The organism is Sphingomonas sp. PP-CC-1A-547 (genome assembly GCF_003610375.1).
GTDB lineage: Bacteria > Pseudomonadota > Alphaproteobacteria > Sphingomonadales > Sphingomonadaceae > Sphingomonas.
This window is the reverse complement of record NZ_RAPZ01000016.1, coordinates 25,996-51,009: the sequence shown is the minus strand read 5'-3', so window position 1 is coordinate 51,009 and position 25,014 is coordinate 25,996. Positions and strand designations below refer to the sequence as shown.

The 25,014-nt window shown below is 64.2% G+C and carries 23 protein-coding genes; 15 read left to right on the top strand and 8 right to left on the bottom strand.

What is annotated here, in order from left to right:
• Nucleotide 1: 1 nt before the first annotated feature.
• Genes paoC (C8J39_RS17625) through C8J39_RS17610 form a run of 4 tightly spaced genes read left to right on the top strand, consistent with a single transcriptional unit; the run spans nucleotide 2 to nucleotide 6,036 of the window.
• Entirely contained in the window at nucleotides 2-2,221 is a 2,220-nt protein-coding gene (gene paoC / locus C8J39_RS17625; RefSeq protein ID WP_120301641.1) for an aldehyde oxidoreductase molybdenum-binding subunit PaoC, read from the top strand.
• 52 nt (nucleotides 2,222-2,273) lie between these two features.
• Nucleotides 2,274-2,882: a cysteine hydrolase family protein gene (locus C8J39_RS17620; RefSeq protein WP_120301689.1), complete on the top strand. Its 609-nt coding sequence runs from the start codon at nucleotides 2,274-2,276 to the stop codon at nucleotides 2,880-2,882.
• Complete coding sequence (paoC, locus tag C8J39_RS17615) at nucleotides 2,879-5,089, top strand: aldehyde oxidoreductase molybdenum-binding subunit PaoC (RefSeq protein WP_120301640.1); 2,211 nt, start codon at nucleotides 2,879-2,881, stop codon at nucleotides 5,087-5,089. The genes C8J39_RS17620 and paoC (C8J39_RS17615) overlap by 4 nt, the downstream gene beginning before the upstream one ends.
• On the top strand, nucleotides 5,086-6,036 hold the full coding sequence (locus tag C8J39_RS17610; protein ID WP_310793845.1) for an SMP-30/gluconolactonase/LRE family protein: 951 nt from the start codon (nucleotides 5,086-5,088) through the stop codon (nucleotides 6,034-6,036). The genes paoC (C8J39_RS17615) and C8J39_RS17610 overlap by 4 nt, the downstream gene beginning before the upstream one ends.
• 5 nt (nucleotides 6,037-6,041) lie before the next feature.
• Here the strand turns inward: C8J39_RS17610 and C8J39_RS17605 are convergent, their stop codons facing one another.
• Entirely contained in the window at nucleotides 6,042-7,238 is a 1,197-nt protein-coding gene (locus C8J39_RS17605; RefSeq protein ID WP_120301639.1) for an MFS transporter, read from the bottom strand.
• A 252-nt stretch (nucleotides 7,239-7,490) separates the two neighbouring features.
• Between C8J39_RS17605 and moaA the strand changes: the two genes are divergently transcribed.
• The 6 genes from moaA (at nucleotide 7,491) to C8J39_RS17575 (ending at nucleotide 14,671) form a co-directional block, all read left to right on the top strand.
• Nucleotides 7,491-8,504: a GTP 3',8-cyclase MoaA gene (gene moaA / locus C8J39_RS17600; protein ID WP_120301638.1), complete on the top strand. Its 1,014-nt coding sequence runs from the start codon at nucleotides 7,491-7,493 to the stop codon at nucleotides 8,502-8,504.
• A gap of 2 nt (nucleotides 8,505-8,506) precedes the next feature.
• On the top strand, nucleotides 8,507-9,025 hold the full coding sequence (locus C8J39_RS17595) for a cyclophilin-like fold protein (RefSeq protein WP_132833655.1): 519 nt from the start codon (nucleotides 8,507-8,509) through the stop codon (nucleotides 9,023-9,025).
• A 155-nt stretch (nucleotides 9,026-9,180) separates the two neighbouring features.
• Nucleotides 9,181-11,529 carry a membrane-bound PQQ-dependent dehydrogenase, glucose/quinate/shikimate family gene (locus C8J39_RS17590; RefSeq protein ID WP_259457574.1) on the top strand — a complete coding sequence of 783 codons (2,349 nt, stop codon included), beginning with the start codon at nucleotides 9,181-9,183 and terminating at the stop codon, nucleotides 11,527-11,529.
• A gap of 48 nt (nucleotides 11,530-11,577) precedes the next feature.
• Nucleotides 11,578-12,486 carry a LysR family transcriptional regulator gene (locus tag C8J39_RS17585; RefSeq protein ID WP_120301635.1) on the top strand — a complete coding sequence of 303 codons (909 nt, stop codon included), beginning with the start codon at nucleotides 11,578-11,580 and terminating at the stop codon, nucleotides 12,484-12,486.
• A 106-nt stretch (nucleotides 12,487-12,592) separates the two neighbouring features.
• Complete coding sequence (locus C8J39_RS17580) at nucleotides 12,593-13,852, top strand: multidrug effflux MFS transporter (protein ID WP_259457576.1); 1,260 nt, start codon at nucleotides 12,593-12,595, stop codon at nucleotides 13,850-13,852.
• 51 nt (nucleotides 13,853-13,903) lie between these two features.
• Nucleotides 13,904-14,671 (top strand): glucose 1-dehydrogenase, encoded by a 768-nt coding sequence (locus tag C8J39_RS17575; RefSeq protein ID WP_120301633.1) that lies wholly within the window; start codon nucleotides 13,904-13,906, stop codon nucleotides 14,669-14,671.
• 66 nt (nucleotides 14,672-14,737) lie between these two features.
• Here the strand turns inward: C8J39_RS17575 and C8J39_RS17570 are convergent, their stop codons facing one another.
• The 6 genes from C8J39_RS17570 to C8J39_RS17545 all read right to left on the bottom strand — a co-directional run bounded on the left by C8J39_RS17570 (nucleotide 14,738) and on the right by C8J39_RS17545 (nucleotide 18,042).
• Nucleotides 14,738-15,502, bottom strand: a complete 765-nt coding sequence (locus C8J39_RS17570; protein ID WP_120301632.1) for a carboxymuconolactone decarboxylase family protein — start codon at nucleotides 15,500-15,502, stop codon at nucleotides 14,738-14,740.
• A 12-nt stretch (nucleotides 15,503-15,514) separates the two neighbouring features.
• Nucleotides 15,515-15,757, bottom strand: a complete 243-nt coding sequence (locus tag C8J39_RS17565) for a tautomerase family protein (RefSeq protein WP_120301631.1) — start codon at nucleotides 15,755-15,757, stop codon at nucleotides 15,515-15,517.
• Nucleotides 15,758-15,760: 3 nt separating this feature from the next.
• The gene (locus tag C8J39_RS17560; protein WP_120301630.1) at nucleotides 15,761-16,081 is read right to left on the bottom strand and encodes a carboxymuconolactone decarboxylase family protein; all 321 of its coding nucleotides are present in this window, start codon (nucleotides 16,079-16,081) and stop codon (nucleotides 15,761-15,763) included.
• 149 nt (nucleotides 16,082-16,230) lie between these two features.
• Nucleotides 16,231-17,136: a LysR family transcriptional regulator gene (locus C8J39_RS17555; RefSeq protein WP_120301629.1), complete on the bottom strand. Its 906-nt coding sequence runs from the start codon at nucleotides 17,134-17,136 to the stop codon at nucleotides 16,231-16,233.
• Between the two features lie 32 nt (nucleotides 17,137-17,168).
• Nucleotides 17,169-17,654 carry a cupin domain-containing protein gene (locus C8J39_RS17550; RefSeq protein ID WP_120301628.1) on the bottom strand — a complete coding sequence of 162 codons (486 nt, stop codon included), beginning with the start codon at nucleotides 17,652-17,654 and terminating at the stop codon, nucleotides 17,169-17,171.
• Nucleotides 17,644-18,042 (bottom strand): cupin domain-containing protein, encoded by a 399-nt coding sequence (locus C8J39_RS17545; RefSeq protein WP_120301627.1) that lies wholly within the window; start codon nucleotides 18,040-18,042, stop codon nucleotides 17,644-17,646. The genes C8J39_RS17550 and C8J39_RS17545 overlap by 11 nt, the downstream gene beginning before the upstream one ends.
• A gap of 358 nt (nucleotides 18,043-18,400) precedes the next feature.
• Here C8J39_RS17545 and C8J39_RS17540 point away from each other — a divergent pair, with 358 nt between their 5' ends.
• Nucleotides 18,401-19,894: an FAD/NAD(P)-binding protein gene (locus C8J39_RS17540; RefSeq protein ID WP_120301626.1), complete on the top strand. Its 1,494-nt coding sequence runs from the start codon at nucleotides 18,401-18,403 to the stop codon at nucleotides 19,892-19,894.
• Complete coding sequence (locus C8J39_RS17535; RefSeq protein WP_120301625.1) at nucleotides 19,891-20,823, top strand: AEC family transporter; 933 nt, start codon at nucleotides 19,891-19,893, stop codon at nucleotides 20,821-20,823. Before C8J39_RS17540 ends, C8J39_RS17535 begins: the two co-directional genes overlap by 4 nt.
• 572 nt (nucleotides 20,824-21,395) lie before the next feature.
• Here the strand turns inward: C8J39_RS17535 and C8J39_RS17530 are convergent.
• Nucleotides 21,396-21,977: a TetR/AcrR family transcriptional regulator gene (locus tag C8J39_RS17530; protein ID WP_120301624.1), complete on the bottom strand. Its 582-nt coding sequence runs from the start codon at nucleotides 21,975-21,977 to the stop codon at nucleotides 21,396-21,398.
• Nucleotides 21,978-22,092: 115 nt separating this feature from the next.
• Between C8J39_RS17530 and C8J39_RS17525 the strand changes: the two genes are divergently transcribed.
• The 3 genes from C8J39_RS17525 to C8J39_RS17515 are packed head-to-tail and all read left to right on the top strand — an operon-like array spanning nucleotide 22,093 to nucleotide 24,848.
• Nucleotides 22,093-23,307 (top strand): MFS transporter, encoded by a 1,215-nt coding sequence (locus C8J39_RS17525; RefSeq protein WP_120301623.1) that lies wholly within the window; start codon nucleotides 22,093-22,095, stop codon nucleotides 23,305-23,307.
• 30 nt (nucleotides 23,308-23,337) lie between these two features.
• Nucleotides 23,338-24,315, top strand: a complete 978-nt coding sequence (locus C8J39_RS17520; protein WP_207896992.1) for an alpha/beta fold hydrolase — start codon at nucleotides 23,338-23,340, stop codon at nucleotides 24,313-24,315.
• On the top strand, nucleotides 24,312-24,848 hold the full coding sequence (locus C8J39_RS17515) for a VOC family protein (RefSeq protein ID WP_165895282.1): 537 nt from the start codon (nucleotides 24,312-24,314) through the stop codon (nucleotides 24,846-24,848). Before C8J39_RS17520 ends, C8J39_RS17515 begins: the two co-directional genes overlap by 4 nt.
• The last annotated feature ends 166 nt before the right edge of the window (nucleotides 24,849-25,014 follow it).

Genomic DNA, 25,014 nt, shown 5'->3' with positions numbered 1-25,014 from the left:
TATGAAATTCGAGACACCCGCCGCCACCAACCCGATCGACCGGATGAAGGTCGTCGGGCGGGCGCATGACCGCATCGATGGCCCGCTCAAGACGACGGGACAGGCGCCGTACGCTTACGAGTTCCATCGCGAGGTTCCAAACGCTGCATATGGTCATGTCCTGGGTTCAGGGGTCGCCAAGGGGCGCATTCGCTCGATGAACCTCGAGGAAGCAAAGGCTGCACCGGGTGTCCTGGCGATTGTCACCGCGGCCAACGCCGGAAAGCTCGGCAAAGGCAAATACAATACTGCCAAGCTGTTCGCTGGTCCGGACATCGAGCATTATCATCAGGCAATTGCAGTGGTCGTCGCCGAGACGTTCGAACAGGCGCGAGCTGCTGCGGGGTTGATCAGGGTCGATTATCAGCGAGCGACCGGCCGGTTCGACATCGACGAAGAGATCAAGACTGCGCCCCTCACCGGTGGCAACAGCGGCGAAGGAAGCGAGTCGCCGCCAGAGCACCATGTCGGCAAGTTCGAATCCGCGTTCGCTGCATCACCGGTTAAGCTCGATCAGCGCTACACCACGCCGGATCACAGCCACGCTATGATGGAGCCATTCGCTTCGATCGCCTCCTGGAACGGCGACGAGCTGACGGTATGGACGTCCAACCAGATGATCGATTGGGGCCGCACGGATCTGGCGACCACGCTCGGCATTCCGAAGGAGAAGGTAACCTTTCTCTCTCCCTATGTTGGTGGCGGTTTTGGCGGCAAGCTGTTCCTCCGTACCGATGCCGTGTTGGCGGCGTTGGGTGCGCGCGCCGCAAAACGGCCGGTCAAGCTGGCGCTGCAGCGCCCGATCATCGCCAACAACACGACGCATCGTCCGGCCACCCGCCAGCGTATCCGGATCGGCGCGACGCGCGACGGCACTATCACCGCAATCGCTCATGAGAGCGGTTCAGGAGATCTTCCCGGGGGCAGCCCTGAAACGGCAGTGAATCAAACCGAGCTTTTGTATGCGGGGCCCAACCGGCTGACATCGCTTCGTCTGGCGGTCATGGATCTTCCCGAAGGCAACGCCATGCGGGCTCCGGGCGAAGCGCCCGGCATGATGGCGCTTGAAGTCGCCATGGACGAGATGGCCGAAACTCTGGGCATGGATCCTATCGCTTTTCGCGTGAAGAACGACACCCAGGTCGATCCCAAGGACGCCAAGAGGCGCTTCTCCCAGCGTCAGTTGGTTCGCTGCCTGACCGAAGGCGCACAGCAGTTCGGTTGGTCGCGTCGCAACCCCCGGCCTGGACAGGTCCGCGACGGCCGCTGGTTGGTTGGAATGGGTGTAGCATCGTCGTTCCGCAACCACATGAACATGCCGTCGGGCGCACGCGTCCGGCTGAGCCGAGAAGGCGTGGTCACGATCGAAACGGACATGACCGATATCGGCACAGGCAGCTACACTATCCTTGCACAGACAGCCTCCGAGATGATGGGAGTCCCGGTCGAAGCCGTGGTCGTGAAACTGGGCAACTCGGCGTTTCCCGTTTCTGCCGGCTCCGGCGGACAATTTGGCGCCGCCAATTCAACCGCCGGGGTGTATGCCGCCTGCGTCAAGCTTCGTGAAACAGTCGCGCAGCGACTTGGCTTCAACTCTGCCGACGCCGTGTTCGAAAGCGGCAAGGTGACCAGCGGAAATCGTACGGCGGACCTGCGACAGGCCACGACTGCCGGCGAGTTGGTCGCGGAAGACAAGATCGAGTTCGGTGCGCTTGACAAGACCTGGCAAATTTCGACCTTCGGAGCGCATTTCGTTGAAGTGGGCGTCGATACCTACACAGGCGCTACGCGCATTCGCCGCATGCTGGCGGTTTGCGCTGCGGGTCGCATCATCAATCCCAAGTCCGCGAGAAGCCAGGTCATCGGCGCGATGACGATGGGCGTTGGATCAGCGCTGATGGAGGAATTGGCAGTCGATAAACGCTTCGGTCTCTTCATCAACCATGACCTTGCGACGTACGAGGTGCCGGTTCACGCAGATATCCCGCATCAGGAGGTGATCTTCCTTGATGAAGCCGACGACAAGGCCAATCCGATGAAGGCCAAAGGCGTAGGTGAACTCGGCCTTTGCGGCGTCGGCGCGGCGGTCGCGAACGCCATGTACAACGCGACCGGCGTCCGCCTTCGCGATTATCCGCTGACACTCGACAAGCATTTCGACCGGCTGCCGACGGTGGCGTGAGATACGTCGTGCAGGGCGGCTGCCATGTACGGCGCGAATGGGAGACCAGACGATGATACCCGAAAAGACCGCCCTGTTACTGATCGAGTACCAGAACGACTTCGTGAGTGAAGGCGGGGCGCAGCACGATGCGGTAAAGGCCGTGATGGCCGACACCGACATGCTGGCGCACAGCCGGGCCGTCGCGGAGGCTGCACGCGCACGCGGCGCGACCGTGATGCACGCGCAGATCAGTTTTGCAGACGGCTACCCCGAAATGCCGTCCGACCCGTACGGCATTCTGGCCGGCATCAAGCAGGCGCAGGCTTTCCGCAAGGGCAGTTGGGGCGCAGCGATCGCCGATGCGATGGCGCCAGTCGATGGCGACATCGTGATCGAGGGCAAACGCGGCCTCGACTGTTTCGCCAGCACCAACATCGACTTCATCCTGCGCCAGCGCGGCATCACCGATCTGGCGATCGCCGGCTTCCTGACCAATTGCTGCGTCGAATCGACCATGCGCTCGGCCTATGAGCGCGGCTTCCGCGTGGTCACGCTGACCGATTGCACAGCAACGCTGAGCCCCGAGGAACAAGAGGCGGCGGTCTCGAAGACCTTCCCGATGTTTTCGATCCCGATGACGCACGACCGGTTCCTTGCCGATCTGGAGACACCTGCATGAAATTCGACACGCTCGCAGGCACGACGCCGATCGACCAGTTGAAGGTCGTCGGGCGCGCCCATCCTCGCGTTGAAGGTCCGCTGAAAACCACCGGCACCGCGCGCTATGCGGCCGAGCATCACGACGTCGCCCCGGGTGTCGCCTATGGCTACATCCTCGGCGCGGCGATCGGCAAAGGCCGGATCGATCGGATCGACACGACCGCCGCGCGCGCTGCGCCCGGCGTTAGCGCGGTCGTCACGCATGAAAACTCTGGTCCGATCGGCAAGGGCGAGTTCTACACGCAGCGCATCCTGGCCGGACCGATGGTCGATCATTATCATCAAGCAGTCGCAGTCGTCGTCGCCGACACGTTCGAACAGGCGCGCGCTGCGGCAGGGCTGATCCGGGTGTCCTATGCTCGCGGCAACGGTCGCTTCGACTTGGCCGCGCAGAAGCCTTCCTCCCCTATCGCGCCGAAGGAAGCGTTCGGCGGCCCGAGCGAGCTGTCGGTCGGAGCCTTCGCGACCGCGTTCGCCGGTGCCCCGGTCAAGGTCGACGAGACCTACACTGTCCCCGATCAGGCGCATGCGATGATGGAGCCCCACGCATCCATCGCGCGGTGGGATGGCGACAAGCTGACCTGCTGGACCTCGATCCAGGCGATGAACTGGGGCTGCCGTGATTTGGGCCTGATCATCGGCACGCCGAAGGAGAATATCCGCCTGCACTCTGCCTTCATTGGTGGCGGCTTTGGCGGAAAGGGTACGACGCAGAGCGATCTGGCACTGGCTGCACTCGCTGCCCGCGTATCGGGCCGCCCGGTCAAAGTGGTGCTGCAACGCCCGCTGATGTTCAACAATACCATCCACCGGCCGAAGACGATTCAACGGGTCCGGCTGGGGGCTGCAAAGAACGGCAAGCTGGTCGCGATCGGTCACGACAGCTGGTCGGGCAATCTGGCAGGTGGCCGTACCGAGCCTACCACCCTGCCCACGCGCCTGATGTACGCTGGCGAGAACCGACTGCTGCGTCGCTATCTCGCGCCCCTCGATCTGGCCGAGGGCAACGCCATGCGCGCGCCCGGCGAGGCTCCCGGAATGATGGCACTCGAAATCGCGATGGACGAACTGGCCGAGAAGCTCGGCATGGATCCCGTCGCGCTGCGGATCGCAAACGACACGCAGGTCGATCCCGAAAAGCCCGAGCGGCGTTTTTCGACCCGACCGTTCGTGCAGTGCTTGCAAGAGGGCGCAGAGCGGTTCGGCTGGAAAGCCCGGGTCGCGAAACCCGGTAACCGGCGCGACGGGAAATGGCTGATCGGCATGGGCATGGCCAGCGCGATCCGCGGTGCGCCGATCATGAAGGCCGGCGCGCGCGTGCGGCTCGGCAAGGACGGTCGCGTCACCGTCGAGACCGACATGACCGACATCGGCCAGGGCAGCTACACGATCGTCGCGCAGACCGCGGCCGAGATGATGGGCGTGCCCCTCGACCACGTGACCGCGAAGCTCGGGGACTCGACCTTCCCCGAGACACCCGGCTCGGGCGGTCAGGCAGGCGCGGCGTCTACCACGGCCGGCGTCTACGCTGCCTGCGCCAAGCTGCGCGACCTGGTAGCGCAGCGGATGGGCTTCAATACGACCGACGTGACCTTCGCGGACGGCCGCGTCAGTTCGGCGGGGCGTTCGGTCGCGCTCGCCGATGCCGCCAAAGATGGCGAGATCGTCGCCGAAGATGCCATGGAATATGGCGACCTGAGCAAGCAATATGCCCAGCAGACCGTCGGCGCCCATTTCGCCGAGGTCGCGGTGGACGCCTATACCGGCGCGGTTCGCGTCCGCCGGATGCTCGCGGTTTGCGCCGCCGGGCGGATCCTCAACCCGACCACCGCGCGCAGCCAGGTGATCGGCGGCATGACGATGGGCATCGGCGCCGCACTGATGGAGGAGATGGCGGTCGACACCCGCTTCGGCTTCTTCGTCAACCACGATCTGGCCGGGTACGAAGTGCCGGTTCACGCCGACGTGCCGCATCTCGAAGCACACTTCATCAACGAGGTCGACGCGACCATGTCGCCGCTGAAGGCAAAGGGCGTCGGCGAACTAGGTCTCACTGGCGTCGCACCGGCGATCGCCAACGCGGTCTACAACGCGACCGGCGTGCGGGTACGCGAGTATCCGGTGACGCTGGAAAAACACTTTGCTGGCCTGCCTGAGATAGCATGATGCCTGTCTTCTTAAACGGCGCGGCGGCGATAATAGCCGTGTTGGCTGGATCGGCCGGTAGCGTGGTGCCGATCCCGCCCAGCGAGCGAGACCTTCAGGCAATTGTTGCTGATCGCCCGCTGCTCATTCCTGGTGCCAAGAAAGATCTGGAGGGGCCGGTATTCCTGCCTGGCGGCGATCTCCTATTCTCCGACGTGCAAGGAAGCCGCGTTATGCGGCGGGACGCTCGCGGTCGTATCGCGGAGGTATTCCGGCTCGAGGGGCTCAACCCTGGCGGGATGGCACTTGGCCCTGATGGCCGACTTTATATCGCTGCCGCCGATGCAACGGGCGGCGGTGCTGTGATCTCGGTCCGGTTGGATGGCACGGAACAGCGCACGATCGTGCCGGAAAGCGCCGGGTTCGCGCCCAACGACGTTACCTTCGATGCGAAGGGCGGCTTCTATTTCAGCGATGCGCGCGGATCGATCGGCGAGGCCACCGGCGGCGTCTGGTATGTCGGGCCCGACGGCACACCGCCGAAACCGGTCGTCCGCAATCTGGCCGTCGCAAACGGCATCGCGCTGAGCCCCGACGGGAAGCATTTGTGGGTCGGCGAGTTCGCGCTAGGTCGCCTGTACCGGATCACGCTGAAGGATGCGACGACGCCGGCCCCCTTCGGCGCAACGACCGTCTATCACTTCACCGGACCGGCGCCGGACTCGATGCGCGTCGATGCATCCGGCCAGCTTTACGTGGCGATGTATGGTCAGGGTCGCATTCTGGTCTTCTCGCCATCCGGGCTTCCGATCGGGCAGATCCTGCTGCCCGGCCGCGATGCTGGGCGTAATCTGAACCTGACGAGTATGGCGATTCGGCCCGGCACGCGCGAGATGGCAATCGTGACGAGCGACGGTACACGAGGCGGCAACGCAACCGTCTTTCACGCTCGCGCGATAGAGCGCTAAACCCCTCAACGTTCGGTGCGAGCACCCGGCCTGAAGCCGCTGGCCGACGCGGCGTAGGCGACCACGAAGGCGACACCCAGGAGAACCAGCATCGCCGGGAAGAACGCCTGAATTCCCGCGCTGCGATAGATCAGTGCACCGATCGCCCCGCCGCACGCGATGCTCACGTTCCAGATCGTGGTCAGCATCGCGCCGACGATATCGACCCCGTCGCCCGCCGCGTCGGATGCGGCCGTCTGGATCGATGTAGCAGCACCCCCGAAGGTCAGGCCCCAGAGCACGACACCGATCAGGATCACACCGTCGCTGTGAGGTAGGAACCCAAGCACCACCGTCGCGCTGGCGAACACCGCGAGACTGGCGAGGACGTGGAGGCGCAAATGGCGGTCCACCGCGGCACCGGCGATCCATATCCCCGCCAGCGCGGCACAGCCGAACACCAGCAGCAGCAGGCTGACCCGGTCACCGTCACCCGCCCACTCAGCATACGGCGCTACGTAGGTGTAGAGAATGTAATGCGCCGTCACCCACGCAAACGCGGTGGCCAGGATCATCGCGACGCCCGGCATCTGCAGGACGGCAAAGTTCGATAGCTTGCGCTCGGGCGGCTGACCGGCGCTGTCCGGCATTTTCCACGCGACTGCGCCGGCGAGGCACAGCGCCAGCGCGGCCAGCACGAGGAACGCGGTTCGCCAGCCGATCGCACCGCCCGCGAACGTGCCGAGCGGAACGCCGACCGACAGCGCCAGCGGCGTGCCGATCATCGCCAGCGCAAGCGCCCGGCCCTTCAACCGATCGACCACGAGCCGACGGGCATAGCCCCCGAGAATGCCCCAACCGAGCCCGGCCGCAACGCCCGCCGCAAACCGTGCGACGAGCGTTACCACATAGCTGTGCGACAAGGCTGTCACGACATCGAACACCAGCAGACCGACGATCGCCGCAAGCAAAAGCGGTTTGCGCGCATAGCTCTGCGTAAAACTGACGAGCGGGATGGCTGCCACCACCGATCCTACAGCGTACACCGTCACCATCTGGCCTGCGAGCGCAGGCGAAATGGACAGGTCTTCGGCGACCTGTGGCAGGAGGCCAGCCGGCAGCGTCTCGGTCACGATCGCGGCGAACCCGGTCAGGGCCAGCAGAATGAGCGCGCCGACGGGGAGCGTATCGCTCTCAGCTTGTGCATGGGGTTCGCTATGCAAGAATATACCTTCGTTGCGGCCGCCGAGCGATCGCCAGGGACAACTATAGTACGAACCGGTCGCACGATCGTGTCATGGCGGTTGCTCAATGCCCGGATGAGCAGAGCACAAGATGAACGCCGCTCATCACATCATCAACGTGCAGCCGCGTTGTCCACGCGCGGATCAGCGATTATTTCGATGATCGGCACAGATGCCTGGCAAGGACACCATCATGACGCATCATGCGACACAACTGGCGACCGGCTGATTATGGCCGCCACGAACACGCTCGCAGACCCGCCGCTGATCGACGGTCATGGCCGCACGATCCGGTATCTCCGCGTCTCGGTAACCGACCGCTGCGACCTGCGCTGTCGCTATTGCATGGCGGAACAGATGACCTTCCTGCCGCGGTCGAAGCTCGCGACGCTGGACGAGCTTGCCATCATCACGGAGCGCTTCATTGCACGCGGCGTGCGGAAAGTGCGGCTTTCGGGCGGCGAGCCGCTCGTTCGGCGCGACGTGATCGATCTGATCCACCGTCTGGGGCGTCAAGTCGGTAGTGCGCTCGACGAACTGACGATGACTACCAACGGGACCCGGCTCGACGTGCATGCCGCCGACTTGTCCGCAGCCGGCATTCGCCGCATCAACATCAGCCTCGACACCCGCGATCCCGAACGCTTCCGCTTCATCACGCGGACCGGCGATCTGCGGCGCGTGATGGCGGGTATCGCTGCCGCCCGCACCGCAGGTCTGGCGGTCAAGATCAACATGGTCGCGCTCAAGGGCTTCAACGAGGACGAGATCGCGCCGATGCTCGAATGGTGCATCGCGGAGGGCCATGACCTGACGCTGATCGAAACCATGCCGCTGGGCGACGTCGGCGAGGATCGTACCGACCGGTTCCTGCCGCTGACGGGCGTACAGACTCAGTTGAACGCGCGCTTCCAGCTCGAACGCGATCCGGTCGGGACCGGCGGTCCCGCGCGCTACTGGCGGGTCGACGGCAGCACCACGCGGATTGGCTTCATCTCTCCGTTGACCGCGAACTTCTGCGACGGCTGCAACCGCGTCCGGCTGACCACCGAGGGCAAGCTCTTCACGTGTCTAGGCCACGACGATGCCCATGATCTCAAGACAGCGCTGCGCGACGGGGGGATCCCGGCGCTCGATGCGGCGATCGCCGGTGCGCTGGCCACCAAGCCGCGCCGCCACGATTTCCGGATCAACGCAGGCGATGCTCCAGCGACAACGCGCCACATGAGCGTAACGGGAGGATGACGATGGCCACTATCGTGGCCGGACGGCCTTTTCTTTGTCTGTTAGCACTGCTGGCGGCATGCGGCCAACCCGCCGCGACCGCCACGGCGACCAACACGGTGGACTCCAGCAAAGCCAGCGCGAGCGAGGTACGAACAATGACGACGATCGAGATCAATGCCGGGACCCGCAAGTGGACCGCGCAGATCGCGGACAACCCCTCGGCCCGCGACTTCCTCGCGCAACTTCCGCTCGACCTGACGCTGACCGATTATGCGGCGACGGAAAAAATCGCCACCCTGCCCCGCCCGCTGACCCGTGACGGCCCGCCGGCCGCGGTCACCCCGCGTGCTGGAGAAATCGGCTATTACGCGCCCTGGGGCAACATCGCGTTGTATCACAAGGATGGCCCGCACTCGCCAGGCCTGGTGATCCTCGGTCGGATCGACAAGCCCTATGCCGACCTCGCCACGCCGGGTGCCGTGAAGGTCACGATCCGACGGCACAACGCTCCGCCTCCGGCAAGCCGCGCGCCCGAGTGATGAACGTTCCTCACCTCTTCGTTGCACCCAGGTAATGCATATCGCGCCTAATCAAGGCGTTAGGGCCTTATGTCTGCGATGGGCGGGGGAGTTTCAGCACGATGGCGACGACGGAGCACAAGCAAGGCCTGATCGCCCGATCGATACGATACGGGGTGACGGCGGCCTTCGGCATCGCCGGACTGGCTCTGCTCGTCGGCGGCATCATCCTCGTTGCCGATCATGGCTCGTTCTATTACCCGATCGCCGGACTGGCGTTGCTGGCAACCGGGTGGTTGGCATTCCTACGCGATCGTCGCGCGCGCATCGTCTACGGCGTGCTCATCGCCGGGACGTTGGCCTGGAGCCTGTGGGAAGTCGGCATTGATGGCTGGCAGCTCGTGCCCCGGTTGCTCGCGCCGCTGGTTCTCGGACTGCTCCTGTTCCTGCCTCCCGTTCGCGGATCGCGGACAGGTCACCGCAGCGCGCGTCGCACCCTGTTGATCGCCGGAGCTGCCTTTGCACTCGCGATCGTCGCGGGTCTCGCTCTGCATGCGATGGGACCGGACGATCCCCGGCCCGGATGGCTGCGGCGCGGCGTCCAGCCGTCTGCGCCCGGACTTCTCGCCAGCCCGCTCGCAAGCATCGGTGGCGGTGACTGGACCGCGTTCGGCAACGACCAGGGCGGTACCCGTTTCAGTCCACTGGCCCAGATCAACCCGGCCAACGTACGCGATCTGAAGGTCGCCTGGACCGTCGATGCGGGGCCGGTCGGTCCGGGACCGAAGAACGGTCTGGAAACCGTACCGATCATGATCGGCGACACGCTGTACGCGTGCAGCGGCAACAACCGGATTCTCGCCTACGACGCGGAGGATGGCCGCACGCGCTGGGTCCACGACATGGCGCCCGGCATCCCGTCCGCCGGCAAGCCCTGCCGCGGCGTATCCTATTACCGCGTGCCCGGAGCGACCGGGCTGTGCGCGGAACGGATCTACGGCGCGAGCCAAGTGCCGACGCTCGTCGCGGTCGATGCGCGCACCGGCCGCATCTGCCCCGGGTTCGGCACGGCCGGCGCGATCGACCTCAATGCCAACATCAGCCGCTATCCCAAGGGGCAATATTATGTCAGCTCCGCGCCGCAGATCATCCGCGGCAAAGTGGTCGTCGGGGGCGGCATTCCGGACAACCAGTTCTGGCATGGTCCGTCTGGCGTGATCCGCGCGTACGACGCGGTCACCGGCCAACTTGCCTGGGCGTTCGATCCCGGTCATCCGAACCGCATCGGCGCTCCGCCCGCCGGCCAGACTTACACGCCGTCGTCGCCAAACAGCTGGGCACCGATCAGCGCGGACGAGACGCTCGGTCTGGTCTACCTGCCGATGGGCGGATCGACGCCCGATAATTACGGCGGCCAGCGTCGGCCATTCGACGACGCGCTGGGCGATGCCGTCGTGGCGCTAGACGCGGAAACCGGTCGGCTGCGCTGGCGTTTCCAGACGACACATCACGACATCTGGGACTATGACGTCCCCGCGCAGCCGACGCTGGTGAACCTGCCGATCGCAGGCGGCACCCGGCCGGCGCTTATCCAGGCGACCAAGCGCGGCGAGGTGTTCGTGCTCGATCGGCGCACCGGGCGGCCGATCCTGCCGGTTGTGGAACGCCCCGTGCCACAGGACAGCGTCACGCCGGGCGACCGGCTGTCCGCGACGCAGCCCTTCTCGCCCGGCCTTCCCGCCTTCCGCGGCGGTGCGTTCCGCGAGAAGGACATGTGGGGCACGACGCCGATCGACCAGATGTTGTGCCGGATCCAGTTACGCCGTTCGCGCTATGCCGGCCACATGACGCCATCCGCGCTCGACAGGCCGACGCTGTTCGATCCGGGATCGTCGGGCGGCATCAACTGGGGCGGCGTATCGATCGACGTCGATCACGGGATCATGGTGGTGACGTGGATGCGGACGGCCGATCGAGTAGAGGTCGTGACCCGCGGCGAAGCCGAACGCCGCAAGTTCAAGCTCAACGACGGCAAGACCCCCGGCGGCGATGCGCAGCGTCCGATGCTCAACACGCCCTATGGGGCCTATGGAACGCCGTTCCTTTCACCGCTGGGCGTACCGTGCACGACGCCTCCCTGGGGTTTCATCGGCGCGGTCGACCTGACGAGCGGCAAGCTGATCTGGTCGAAGCCATTGGGCTCGGCGCGCGATACCGGACCGCTCGGCATCCCCTCGATGCTGCCGATCACGATCGGCACGCCGCTCACCGGCGGATCGGTCACGACTCGCGGCGGGCTGGTGTTCGTCGGCGCGGCCGCGGAGAACACGCTCCGCGCGCTAGACGTTCGGACCGGCCGCGAGCTGTGGCAGGCGCGTCTGCCGGGTGGCGCTAATGCGGTTCCCATGACGTACACGAGTCCGAGAAGCGGTCGTCAGTTCGTGGTGATCGCAGCCGGCGGCAACAAGGCGCTCAAGACGAAGCTCGCGAACAAGATCGTTGCCTTTGCGCTCCCGCCGCGCTGACCTCCCTAGTTCGCTTGCGAGGCGACGCTCCAGAGCGCAGGATATCCTATGCCGACCAGTCGATCCGATCTTGCCGACCTTACCTATTTCCTCGCGATCTCCCGGCATCGAAGCTTCAGGCTTGCCGGGCTCGAACTGGGGGTCAGCGCATCGGCTCTCAGCCACGCGTTGAAGGGGCTCGAGGCCCGGCTCGGCGTCCGCCTGCTGCATCGGACCAACCGAAGCGTCACGCTGACCGCGGCCGGCGAGGAGTTGCGCGACAAGGTAGCCGAACCGTTCGGCACGATCGATCAGGCGATCGAGGGCCTCAACCGCTATAGGGACGCGCCGACCGGGCGGGTTCGTCTCAACGTGGCCGCGGAGGCCGCACCGTTGTTGCTCGCGCCGATCATGCCGGTCTTCATCGAGCGGTATCCCGATATCGAGATCGACATCGCCGCCAGCGACCAGATGACCGACGTGATCGACGACGGCTTCGACGCCGGGATCCGGTACGGCGGAACTGTGCCCGAGGATATGGTGGCGCAGCGCCTGTCGGGCGAGCTTCGCTGGGTGGTCGTCGCATCGCCCGCCTATCTCGAGAAGTTCGGTATTCCGCAGCATCCTTCGGATTTGGAACACCATCATTGTCTCGGAGTTCGCCTCGGTAACGCGCATATCTATCGGTGGGAGTTCGAAGGCCCCGAAGGCGAGTTCTCCGTCCCCGTGCCGAGCAAGATCCTCGTCAACGGCGGGCGGGCAATGCTCGCCATGGCGCTGGCAGGGACCGGCCTCATGTACGGGATGGAGGCATCGTTCGCCCCCCATCTCGCCCGGGGCGAGTTGCGGCTGGTGCTTGAGGACTGGGCGACAATGGGCCCCGGCTACCACGTCTATTATTCGAGCCGTCGCCAATTGCCGACGGGTCTCAGGCTGTTGATCGAACTCATCCGGGAGATGCGTCCTCTGGGGCTTTAGCACCGGCTCCGACGGTGAGGGCTGTTTCACGCGGCAATGAGCATGACGCCCGTCGCATGAGGCGAGCCCGCCTTTAAATAGAATGATGGCCTCAACATCACCGTCCATCGACAAGGCAACGCCGGACCGCGCGACCCCGCCCTCGTTTGCAAAAACCGTAGCCATCCTCAGTGCGCTGATGGCATTCGCATCGATCTCCACGGATCTGTATCTGCCGGCCATGCCCACGCTGGGCCAGGCGCTTGGCGGCAGCCAGGGCAGCGTCGAACTGACGCTGTCGAGCTTTCTGATCGGCTTCAGCCTGGGACAGCTCTTCTGGGGACCGATCGGCGATCGCTACGGACGCCGCGCACCCATCCTGTTCGGGCTCGTCCTGTTCATGATCGGCTCGGCCGGCTGCGCGCTCGCGGGCAGCGTCGGGCAACTGATCGTGTGGCGGATCGTGCAGGCGGCGGGCGCCTGTGCCGGGCCCGTCCTCGCCCGCGCGATGGCGCGCGACCTGTATGGACGCGACCGGGCCGCACAATTGCTGTCCACCTTGATGCTGATCATGGGCATCGCCCCGTTGCTCGGCCCGCTGATCGGAGGCCAGGTGCTGCTGATCGGATCGTGGCGGCTGATCTTCTGGCTGTTGGTTGTGCTCGGCATCGCGATCTTCGCAGCCGTGCTGCGGCTGCCGGAAAGCCTGCCGCGCGAACGACGCTCGACGATCGGCCTGGGCGCGGTGCTCGGCAATTACTGGCTGATGGCGAAAAGCCGCACGATCATGGGCTATGCGATCGCCAGCGGCTGCTATTACGGTGGTATCTACGCCTATCTCGCCGGCACGCCGACCGCGTATATCAGCTATTATCACGTGGTGCCGCAGGCCTATGGCTTGCTGTTCGGCCTTGGCATCATCGGCCAGATGCTGCTCAATCTTCTCAACACGCGCTTTGTCGTCCGGATGGGAAGCGATTACATGCTGCGCTGGGGTGCGGCGCTGGTCGGTGTCTCAGGAATCTGGGCGGGTGTTGCGGCGACGACCGGCGTCGGCGGTCTGTGGGGCTTGGTCCTGCCGCTGTTCTTCTTCCTATCTGCAAACGGCCTGTTCGTCGCCAACGCGATGGCCGGCGCACTGGCCGTCAATCCGGACCGCTCTGGGGCGATATCCGCGTTCGTCGGGGCGATCCAGTTCGGCAGCGGCATCTTCGGTTCGGCGCTGGTCGGCTGGTTCGCCGATGGCACGCCTCGACCTATGGGTCTCGTGATCGCGGTGCTGGGCACCGCGAGCTTCATCGTCACGCTGCGCACGATCGGGCAACGGCGCGGTTCAGGCGACATCATTGAGGCGGCTTCACAGCCGCATCAAGCGACACCGGTCTAATCGCGGACGAGGTCGCTGCCCATCTCGTGCCTGGACATCAGGAGAGACAGCATGAACCCCCGTTATGATTTTACCGAACGGGTCGCGTTCGTCACCGGTGCAGGCCAGGGCATGGGCCGCGCCACCGCTGAGGCTTTCGCCGCGGCCGGCGCGGCGGTCGTATTGACCGACGTCCGCGCCGACACCGCCGAGGCTGCGGCCGCCGGCATCGTCGCGGCAGGCGGTCGTGCGATCGGTTTTGCCTGCGACGTGACGGACGAGGATCAGGTCGCGGCGGCGATCGCGCGCACGGTCAAAACCTATGGCAGGCTCGACATGGCCTTCAACAACGCAGGCATCCAGGCGCCCGCGGTCGACCTCGCGGATCAGTCGGCGGACGATTTCGATCAGGTCGCGGCGATCAATCTGCGCGGCACCTGGGCGTGCATGAAGCACGAGCTGCGACAGATGCGGACGCAAGGGCACGGTGCGATCGTCAACAACGCGTCGGCCGGCGGTCTCGTCGCGCAGGCCGATCTGGCGGCATACAACGCCACCAAGTTCGGCATCGTCGGCCTGACCAAGAGCGCCGCGCTGCGCTATGCCGCTCGCGGCGTGCGGATCAACTGCGTCTGCCCCAGTGCGATCGACACGCCGATGGTGGCGGACATGAAGACCACTCAGCCGGAAGCAATGGAGGAAATCTTCCGTCTCCAGGTGATCGGTCGTCTCGGCCGTGCCGAGGAAGTCGCTGCGGCTGTGCTCTGGCTGGCGAGCCCCGGTGCCAGCTTCGTTCACGGCGTCGCACTGCCGGTGGATGGCGGCTTCACGGCCAACTGACACGGACGGTCCATCCCGCGTTCCGAAACGGCGGGATGGACGTTCCGGTACGCGTGCTGCTGCGATCTAGCTGCCGGGCGCGTCCAGCTTGCGCAGCGCAGTAACGCCCGAGAACGCCTTCGGCCAACCGGCATAGAACGCCATATGCGCCATCGCTTCGCCGAGCTGGGCGCGGGTCAGCCCATTCTCGATCCCGTGCGTGAGATGAAAGCCAAGCTGGTCGGCATCGCCGTTCGCGGTCAATGCCACGATCGTCACGAAACTCCGGTCGCGCGGACGCAGGTCGGTCCGCCGCCAGAGATCCTGAAACAGCGGCCCGTTGGTCAACTGCGCCAGCGATGGCGATATCGGCGTCACGGTATCGGTCACGGTTGCCGCGCGCGCCGCATCGCTATCCGGGACCGGCAGCAACGCAGTGCGCGCCGGCTGAAGCGCGGTTGCCGCGATGCCGCGTTTGGCGAACACCCGATCCGCGACCTCGCACGCCGACACCGCGTTCGGCCAGCCCGTATAGAAGGCCAGATGGGTAATCAGCCCGCCGATCTCGACCGGCGTCAGCCCGTTGTCGAGTCCCAGCTCCAGGTGGCTCGCCAACTGTTCGGTCTTGCCGGTCGCTATGAGCACGCTGATCGTCACAAGACTGTGATCGCGCGCCGACAGCGCAGCCCGTTTCCAGACGTCGCCGAACAACAGCCGGTCGGTATACTCGGCCAGCGCCGGCGCGACCCGGCGCATCGTTTCCGGAACCTTCGGCTGTGCCGCACGCGCTGTCTGCGCAGTTGCGGGGGTCTGGGCCATCGTGGCAACCAGGGCGAGTACGGCGATCCGCATGCGTTTCTCCTTCTACGATTGTTGCGCGAGCGGGCCATAGCCCGGCCGCTTGAACAGCAGATCTTCGTGGGCCACGATCTCCGGCGCATAGACCGCGGCCATCCAGTCGTTCGCCGGAACTTCCCGGATCGCCACCGATACCTCGTCCACCTCGCTATCGAGCGTGTCGGTAACGGCAGCGACGATCCGTGCCGCGAGCGCCCGCCGGGCGCCGAGGGGATGCCCCGCCACCACGCTTACCAGGACATGCGGCATGGCTCAGTTGTCCTTGAAGACGTCGCGCGCTGCCTGGATCGCGGTCATCGCGGTCGGCCAGCCCGCATAGAAGGCGGTGTGGGTGATCGCAGCAATGATCTCGTCCTGCGTCAGGCCGTTCTCGATCCCCTTCTTGAGATGGAAGCCAAGCTCGTTGTGCCGGTACAGCGCCGCCAGATTGACGATCGTGACGAGGCTGCGGTCGCGCGGCGACAGCGTGTCGTCCGCCCAGACGTCGCCAAACAGGACCTTGTCGGTAATTTCCGCGAGCTTCGGTGCGATATCGCCGAAGGTGTCACGTGCGTTGGTCGGTTCGTCCGCCATGTGGTCTTCTCCTGTTTACAGTTGCTGAAGTCAGCGAGCGGTCGAAACACGACGCGCTGTCGACCGTCAGATAATGCCACCGCATGCCCCCGATTACCGGCCCTCGCGTACATGCTCCGATGAAGCTGGCTCATTGAACGTCGGGGTCGTCAGCCGAGCGGCCGTAGTTCCCGGATCAGGTCGAGAAGCAGCCGGAGCGGGACCGGCACCTGCCGGCGACTGGAATAGTAAAGATGGAATCCGGGGCCGGTCGTCGACCAATCCTCCAGCACGAGCCGCAGGCTGCCCTGTGCGATGTGGGGGGCGAAGGCGGGTTCGATCCCGTACATCATGCCTGCGCCGTTAATCGCCATCGCCTGCATCGTCGGCGTTTCGTTCACCGTGACGCGGCTGGGTAGCGCGACCGCGAATTCTCCTTCGGGGCCTTCGAACTCCCACTGATAGATGCGGTCATCCCCCAGCCGAACGCCGATGCAGCGATGATCGAGCAGGTCCTCCGGCCGCGCTGGTTCGCCGAACCGAGCGAGATAGCCGGGGGACGGAGCGACGACCCAGCGGAGGTCCGGCGACAGTCGCTGCACGATCATGTCCTCGGGTACCGTGCCACCATACCGGATCCCGGCATCGAACCCCTCCCCGATGACATCGACCAGACGGTTGCTGGCAACGATGTCCACAGCGATATCGGGATAGCGATCGAGAAACACCGGCATCACGGGCCCGAGCAGCAGCGTGGCCGCGTCCGCTACGACGTTGAGGCGGATGTGCCCCGCCGGCTTGTCTCGGAATCGGGCAAGGTTTTCGACAGCCTGACCGATGGCTGCGAACGGCGCGTTGATCGCCGCGAGCAGTTCCTCCCCGGCGGCGGTCAACGTGACCGATCGGTTCGTACGGTTGAACAAGCGTACGCCGAGGCGCCCCTCGAGGGCCTTAAGAGAATGGCTGAGCGCGGACGCACTCACGCCCATCTCCAGCCCGGCAAGTCGGAAATTGCGGTGCCGGGCGATCGCGAGTACATAGGCGAAATCGGCAAGATCCGCCCTGTTGGGCAACATCGTCTGTCCGATCTGCCAACCGTCGGACCCGTTCAGCTTTGCGGCCCTTTAAACTGCGCGTCCGTGACTGCCTCAAGCCAAGTGACGTTCTTGCCCGCAAGCGTTTCGCTGATCGCGAGGTGGCTCATGCCCGTCGTCGCGGTTGCCCCGTGCCAGTGGCGCACGCCCGGTTTCACGTACGCGGTGTCACCCTGGCATATACGGGCGACCGGCCCACCTGCTTCCTGCGTCCAGCCGCACCCTTGCGTGACATAGAGCGTCTGGCCCGCCGTATGCGTATGCCAGTTGCTCCGCGCGCCGGGTGAGAAGGCGACCAGCGCAGTTCCGGCTTGTCCGGGAGGTGCGGGGCTCGTCAGCCTTCGCACTGTCACGCGACCCGTAAAGGTCTTGGCCGGGCCTGGTTTGGCCTCGACGGAATTGCGCCCTACGACATTCTGGGCCTGTCCAACCGATGCCCCGACCAGCAGTGTGACCGCGATCGGCAGCGACCGCAGCACCCTCAACCAATCAGTTCGCATATTGCTCGTCCGTTACCGGTTCGAGCCAATCGACATTCTTACCGTCGACGGCCTCCGTGATCGCGATATGGCTCATCCCGGTCGTTGCCGTGGCGCCATGCCAATGCCGTTCGCCAGCATCGAAATACACAGTGTCACCTGGGCCGACGTCTTCGCGCGGTTCGCCTTCGCGCTGAACCCACCCCTTGCCAGCGGTGATGATGATCGTCTGGCCAGCTGGGTGCGTGTGCCACACAGTCCGCGCGCCAGGAGCGAACGTCACGACCGCGGTGGACGCCCGACCCGGCGGATTGGGTTGAGCCATGTTGTCGATGCGAACAATGCCGCAAAAATTCGTGGGATTTTGACCCGGCATCGACGGCGTCGATGCGTTACGTGTGATCTTCATAGCTATCTCCTGATGGCCATATGACGCATCGATACAACGTTCAGTCAGACGAAGGGATCAATGAGCGTCATTCATTGCAGCATTGAATGCTCCAGAGAATTTCGGAGCGGCCATCCACACCGGACCCAGAATACGCTGGGTTATTCGATTTTACGGCATTGCCGATACGCCATGCGGAGTCGGCATCGTTGGCCAGAAAGCGGCGGTTACAAACTTCGGAGACGAGGGAAACTTACTAATTGGACTCGCGAGCGACCTCCGACGATTACTACTAGCCTTACATGAAAATTATTTCATATTTCCCGTGGCACTGACGAGCGCCTGAGCGTTGTCGCCGTTCTCCATAGAACGGGATATCATGCCGAAAACACTCACTATTATCGGCATGGGCGCTTGCGGCGTTGCCGCATTCGCCGAAGCTGTAACGCGGCTTAGCTACGATCCGGGCGAAGGTTGGATGATCCACCTGATCGAACGTGACGATGAGCTTGCGCGGGGATTGGCGTTCGGCACGGAGCAACCCGGGCATCTCCTGAACACGGAATCCCGCCTCATGGGGCTCTACGACCGGGAGCCGGGCCATTTCCGGACCTGGCTGGAAGCGCGGCGCGCGGCATCCGGCTCCCCGCTCGATCCCGATGGCGTCGAATACCCGCAGCGCCGCGAATACCGCGTCTACATGCAAGAGGTTCTCAACCGCGCGCTTGATCAGGCACGGACCACCGGGATCGATGTCCACGTCCACCGCGAGGAAGCTATCGCCCTTGAGGGCGATCATGCCGCGGCGACGGTTCGGCTCGCCAACGGGTCGACGATCGGGACGGACGTCGTCCTGTTGACGATCGGCACGCCCGATCCGGATCGGTTCGGCGATCTAAACGGTATGTCCGGCTATTTCGACTCGCCCTATCCCGCCCACCGCATGACCGAGGGGATCGAGCGAGATCAGTCCGTCGTCATCCTCGGCAGCGGCCTGAGTGCCATCGACGCAGTGATGACCCTGCTCGACGATGGGCATCGCGGTCACATCCATCTGATATCGAAGGAGGGAATGCTGCCGCGCGTCGAAATTCCGGCGCCCGAGACAGGCTATGACCGTCAGCACCTTACACTCGGAAACGTCCATCGGCTGATCCGCGAGCGGGGCAGCGCCTTCTCGGTGGTCGACCTGTTCCGCCTCTTTCGTCTTGAAGCCGAGACTGCTGCCGGACGCGCGATCGACTGGCAGGCGGAGGACCGCTACGACGGTGACGCCGAGGCCGCCTTGCTGCACGACATTGCTGCAGCGGAAGCGGAAGATGAACCGTTCCAGCGCATTCTCACCGCCGCGCGACATGATTCGACGGCGATCTGGAATCTGTTGCGACCCGCGGACCAGAAACGATTCGGGCGATGGCTGGCGCCGCATTTTGCCGCGGCGCGCTTCGTCACGCCGATGGCGAATGCACGGCGATTGACGGATGCAATGACCCGCGGGTTGCTCAGCGTACGCGGACGGATCAACGAGACCGTTGCCCACGAGAGCGGTACGGGCTTCACGGTCCGGTTCGAGAATGGCGACACGCTCGACACGCCGATCGTCGTCAACGCCACGGGTCAGGCCACCACGCTCGACGAGATGAAGGAGCCACTTATCAAGGACCTGCTCGCGAAGGACTGGCTGCAACCGCATCCGGTCGGCGGGGCCATCGCGCACCGGGCAACGTGTCGGATCATATCCGCCACGCGCGACGCACCTCGGTTGTACGCGCTCGGCCAATTGCTGAATGGCGAGTTGCGCGACACCAACGCGGTCTGGTTCAACGTCGAATGCGCCGGTCGTGCGATCGACGATATCCTGCGCCAGCAATGAGCGCGCTCGGTAATATCGCGGCGGCGCTGCTGCCGCTCTACGGCGTAATCCTGCTCGCATGGGCCGTCGGCGCCCGCGTGCCCTGGGCGGCGAAGCTGTGTTCAAAGGTCCTCGTCTTCGGCCTCATCCCGTTGCTGGTCATCGACAAGGTGCTCAGCGCGGAACCACGACAGCTGTTCGTGATCCCACCGCTGATGTTCGTCGTCTCGGCCCTGATGAGCATCCCCGCATACCGGTTGGCCCAGCGGCTGGGCGACGACTTCGACCCCAAACTGCTGTCGGCGTCCTTCTCATTCTTCAACGTCGCGTTCTTCGGGGTGCCCGTCAGCCAGGCGTTGTTCGGCGAAGTCGGCGTATCGACGGTGATCTGCGCGTATATCGGCAGCGCGCTGTACGGCAACACGATCGGGTATTTCCTCATCGCCCGGACCAAGGAGGGTACGCGCACCGCCGCGACCAAGGCGTTGCGGGTGCCGCTCGTCTATGTCGTCATCGGCTCGATCATCGCGAAATGGGGCGGCGTGACAATGCCTGAAGCGGCAGCGCCGATCGTCTCGATCGCCGGCACGCTGGTGTCGGTCCTCGGCATGGCGGTGATCGGCCTCAACCTTGCCGAAACCGGCCGCGAGGACTGGCGGCCAAAGCTGATGACGCGCATCCTCGCGGTCAGGCAAGTCGCCGGGCTGATACTGCTCGGCGCAGCGCTCGCACTCGAAGCGGCATTCGTCGGCGTGCTAAGCCCGCGCGACCGCGTGATCGTCGGGCTCGTCGCCCTGTTCCCGATCGCCAGCAACGTGACCCTGTTCGCGACCCTCCTCGACACAAATCGCAAAGAGGCAGCGGTCCTTGTCGCGATGTCGAGCGCCGTATCCCTCGTCCTTGTTCTGCTGGTTGTGTGCCTCTTTCACTCGGCCATGCCGGCGAGTTAGTCTTGGCGGGGGAAGCTCAACCCCGGCTTGTGAGAGGAAACGCCTAAACAGCGTATTGGTATGTCGCGCCAAGACCCCGCTGCGAATTAAGCGGCGGGTGTTGCCAAGTAGCGAAAGTCGCGCAGTCGAACTGCGCCTTCGCCTGCAGCATAAATACCTAAGCGAATGGCGGAAAACCCTGTCGCTTTCTTAAATGCCCGACAAACAGGTGTTTTTCGAACAGCAGGCTCTAGATCGTCGTAATACGCAGTCGCCAACCCCGATTGGCGACTATCGTGTGTTTCCCGACAGCGCGCGGCGGGCAGTAGGTGCTCAAGGCGGCCGGGTGATTTCGCCCACACTCGGACGTTCACGCTGACGATCCGGGCGTCCAATAACGGCCATTCGTTAAGCGCGATCTTTCCCGTTTCTCCGTCTCCGATTGGCCATTTCGGGAAAGAGCAATCGGGAACAGATTTTGGGAAAGTGAAACCCGCAGGCATCCGTCAGCGCGATCGAAGCGGCGAGACTCCCGCCTGACGTTTCTAATTGGGAAAACCGTTTCAGGTGGGCCTTGGCTATCTATCATGTGGCTAGCAATAATTTAGCGCCTTCGCTGCCGTCTCCGTGACAGCAAGTAGCCTTGCCTCCTTCCATCCCTCCCGCGCAGCGGCCGACAGGCCGAGCATGGTCGTGGCAACGTAATCCGCGATACGCTCAGGCGCTTCGCTGTCGGACGCTTTAAGAAACATTCGCACTCGTTCGCGATTTTCGGTTGCGATCTGTGCAGCCGCGATGCCCCAATCTGTTGTCCCGGCCTTGGCATGTTCGAGGATAAGGCAACCACGCCGCTGCGGATGGGCGGCATACGCACGCGCCGCAGCGCGTAGCATATCGCAGAGCGCCGTCGTGGGGGCGATACTTGGAACCAGAAAGCGATCCAGCGGCACGACGGTGGCCGAATAGAGCCGCAACGTATCCTTGAAGAAGGCGGTCTTGCTGCCGAACGCCGCGTAGAAGCTCGGCGGGGTAATCCCGATCGCCTCGGTCAGCGCGGCGACGCTGACGTTCTCATAGCCGTGCTCGTGAAAGAGATGTTGTCCGACCTCGACCGCTGCGTCGAGCACGAACCCGCGCGGCCGTCCCCGCTGCCGCTTATTTTCGTTAACCATCATTACATAATCCGTTGCATCGCTGGATCATATTTGTATAGCGGTCATTAAGTGAAATAGCCATGCCCCGGATCGTTGAGGTCTGAGACCAGGCACGAACTGTCGAATAAGGACAATCATGCCGCCTTCCCCCTCGCTAGGCCTCGTCGAAACCGGGGCGGTGCCGCGTACCGCACTCCCTACCGCAGCACTGTCAGGCCTCGCCGCCAGTGGCTTCCTGTGCATCGTTACCGAGACGCTTCCCGCTGGCTTGCTGCCGCAAATTGCCTCTGGCCTGCGAATCTCTGAAGCAATCGCGGGACAACTTGTTGCGGTCTATGCTCTGGGGTCCTTGCTCGCGGCGATTCCGCTTACCAGCTTGACCCAAGGCCTTCCCCGCCGTCCGTTATTGCTCGGTACCATCATCTGCTTCGTTGTCGGGAACACGCTGACGGCATGGGCAGGGTCTATCAGCCTCGTGCTGGTCGCGCGGTTCGTCGCCGGGTGCGCAGCGGGGCTCGCCTGGGGGATTCTCGCGGGTTACGCGCGCAGCATCGTACGTCCGGACCAGACCGGCCCGGCCATGGCGCTTGCCATGGTCGGCGTGCCGCTGGCGCTCTCGCTAGGGGTGCCCTTGGGGACCTTCCTGGGTGGTCTGGTTGGTTGGCGCCGGTCGTTTCTGGTCCTCTCCGCGCTCAGCGTCGTGCTGATCGGCTGGATCATCGCAAAAGTGCCCGATGCGCCTGGCCGGACGGGCGATGATCGTCCGTCGCTACGCCGGGTCATAGCTACGCCGGGAGTCGTGCCGATTCTGCTCGTCATCCTAACCTGGATGACGGCGCACAACATCCTGTACACCTACATTGCGCCGTTCGCGACGGCTGCGGCCGTTCGGGTCGATCTCGTGCTGCTTGCATTCGGTGTCAGTTCGCTCGCCGGCATCTGGACCGTAGGGCGACTGGTAGATCGGATGCTCCGTGTGCTGGTACTGCTTGCGATCGGATCGTTCGCGGCGGTCGCGGTGCTCCTCACGATTGCCGGCGGACAGGGCATCGCCGTCTATGCGGCGGCCGTCATCTGGGGCCTCGGCTTTGGCGGTGCCGGAGCGATGATGCAGACGGCGTCGGCAGACGCGGCCGGTGATGGCGTCGATCTGGCGCAGGCGATGGTGACCACGGCGTGGAACCTGGCGATCGCGGTCGGCGGTGCGCTCGGCGGTGCGCTGCTCACGACGGGAGGGACCTCGCTGTTGCCGCCCGCTGTCGCGGCGCTGGCCCTGATAGCCTTTCTCATCGCGCTGGCCGCACGCCGTTTCGCCTTTCCACCCGGTCACCGCGCGCCGTCAGGCCGCTGACCGCTCCTTTTTTGAGAACGAGGTTCAGACATGAAGCCCTACAGCATCTCCTTTGCGCTTGCTGCATTCGCTATGACAGCGACGCCGATCCAAGCCGCGCCGCGTGCGGTTCTACCCGCCGCGCATGAGGAATTTCCGATTCCTGATGGATTTAGCGGCGGTTACGAAACCATTGACGGCGTGAAGCTGCATTTCGTGCGCGGCGGTCGAGGCCCGCTCGTGCTCCTCGTCCACGGTTTTGGGCAGACATGGTATGAGTGGAACCGCCTCATGCCGAAACTTGCCGGGCGCTATACGGTGGTGGCGGTCGAGTTGCCGGGTCTTGGCCTGTCGGAAGCACCCCGCACGTCCTACACCGGCGTCGACATTTCCGACTATCTGTACAAATTCGCCAAGCGTTTCAGCCCGGACAAACCCTTCTTTCTCGTCGCGCACGATATCGGCATCTGGAACAGCTATCCAATGGTCGCGCGTCACCCCGCCGACATCGTCAAGGCAGCTTTCATAGAAGCGACCGTACCCGACGACACGCTCTATTCGCTACCCGCGTTCGTCGCGACCGGTGAGGCAGCGGGTTGGCATCATAGCTTTTTCGCAGCCGACGATCAGTTGGCGGACGCGATGGTGAAAGGCAATGAGCGGCTGTTCCTGACGCACTTCATTCGCCATCATGCGAGCAACCAGGCGGTGTTCACCGATGGGCTGATCGATCGCTACGTTCGCTCCTATGCAAAGCCGCAGACGTTCCATCACGCGTTCGAATATTACCGTGCGTTACCCCGATCTATCGTGCAAAATCAGGCACTGGCAGCGAGTAAGCTGACCATGCCGGTTCTTGCCGTTGGCGGGGGTGGCAATGGCGGTTTCGGCGTCAGTCAGCCGGAAAACATCCGACGCTACGCCACCAACGTCAAGGCGCACGTGCTGCCCGGGTGCGGTCACTGGGTTCCCGAGGAATGCGCGCCGGCGCTGGACCCACTAATCACCTCGTTCCTGGCTCGACCATGACACCCGATGCCAGCATGGCCGGCAATGTACGCGGGATCGATCACATTGGGATTACGGTGCCTGACGTGGAAGCGGCGACCCGGTTCCTAAGTCAGGCATTCAACGCAACCGTCGTCTACGATACGGTAGCTAATGGTCTACCGCGCCGGTCACCCGAGGATCTCGCCGCGACGGTCGCGCTGAACCAAACTCAACGTGTCATTGCGACCCGCATCGTTCGCCTTGGCGACAGCGCCAACATTGAACTGTTCGAGATCAAGGATACCGTGCCCGGGGTCCACGGGATCGGTGCGCTCGGGCTCCAGCACTTCGCCGTCTACTGTGACGACATTGCAGAGGTGCTTCGTCGAGTATTGGCGGCGGGAGGTACGCAGCTTCGCGGGCCGAACCCATTGTTTGGGGCGGAAGAAGGGCCCGGCAATGCAATGCATTATGTTCGGGCACCATGGGGTACATTGATCGAGTTGATTTCCACTCCGGCCGGCACCGCACCAGGACGCGAGATGAACCGCTGGCAGCCTACCCGGAGCTAGAACTCGTCTCTTCGGAGTGCCGCGCAGCCTGCTGACAGATGGATCGTCGAGAACGGCATATTGAGGATCATGAGACACTGCACCGGCAGTTCGCTGCGAAGACATAGTTCCCTTAGTCCAAATTTCGGGAAGGCTTTGGCATTCCCGAAATTCGATCCAGACCGTG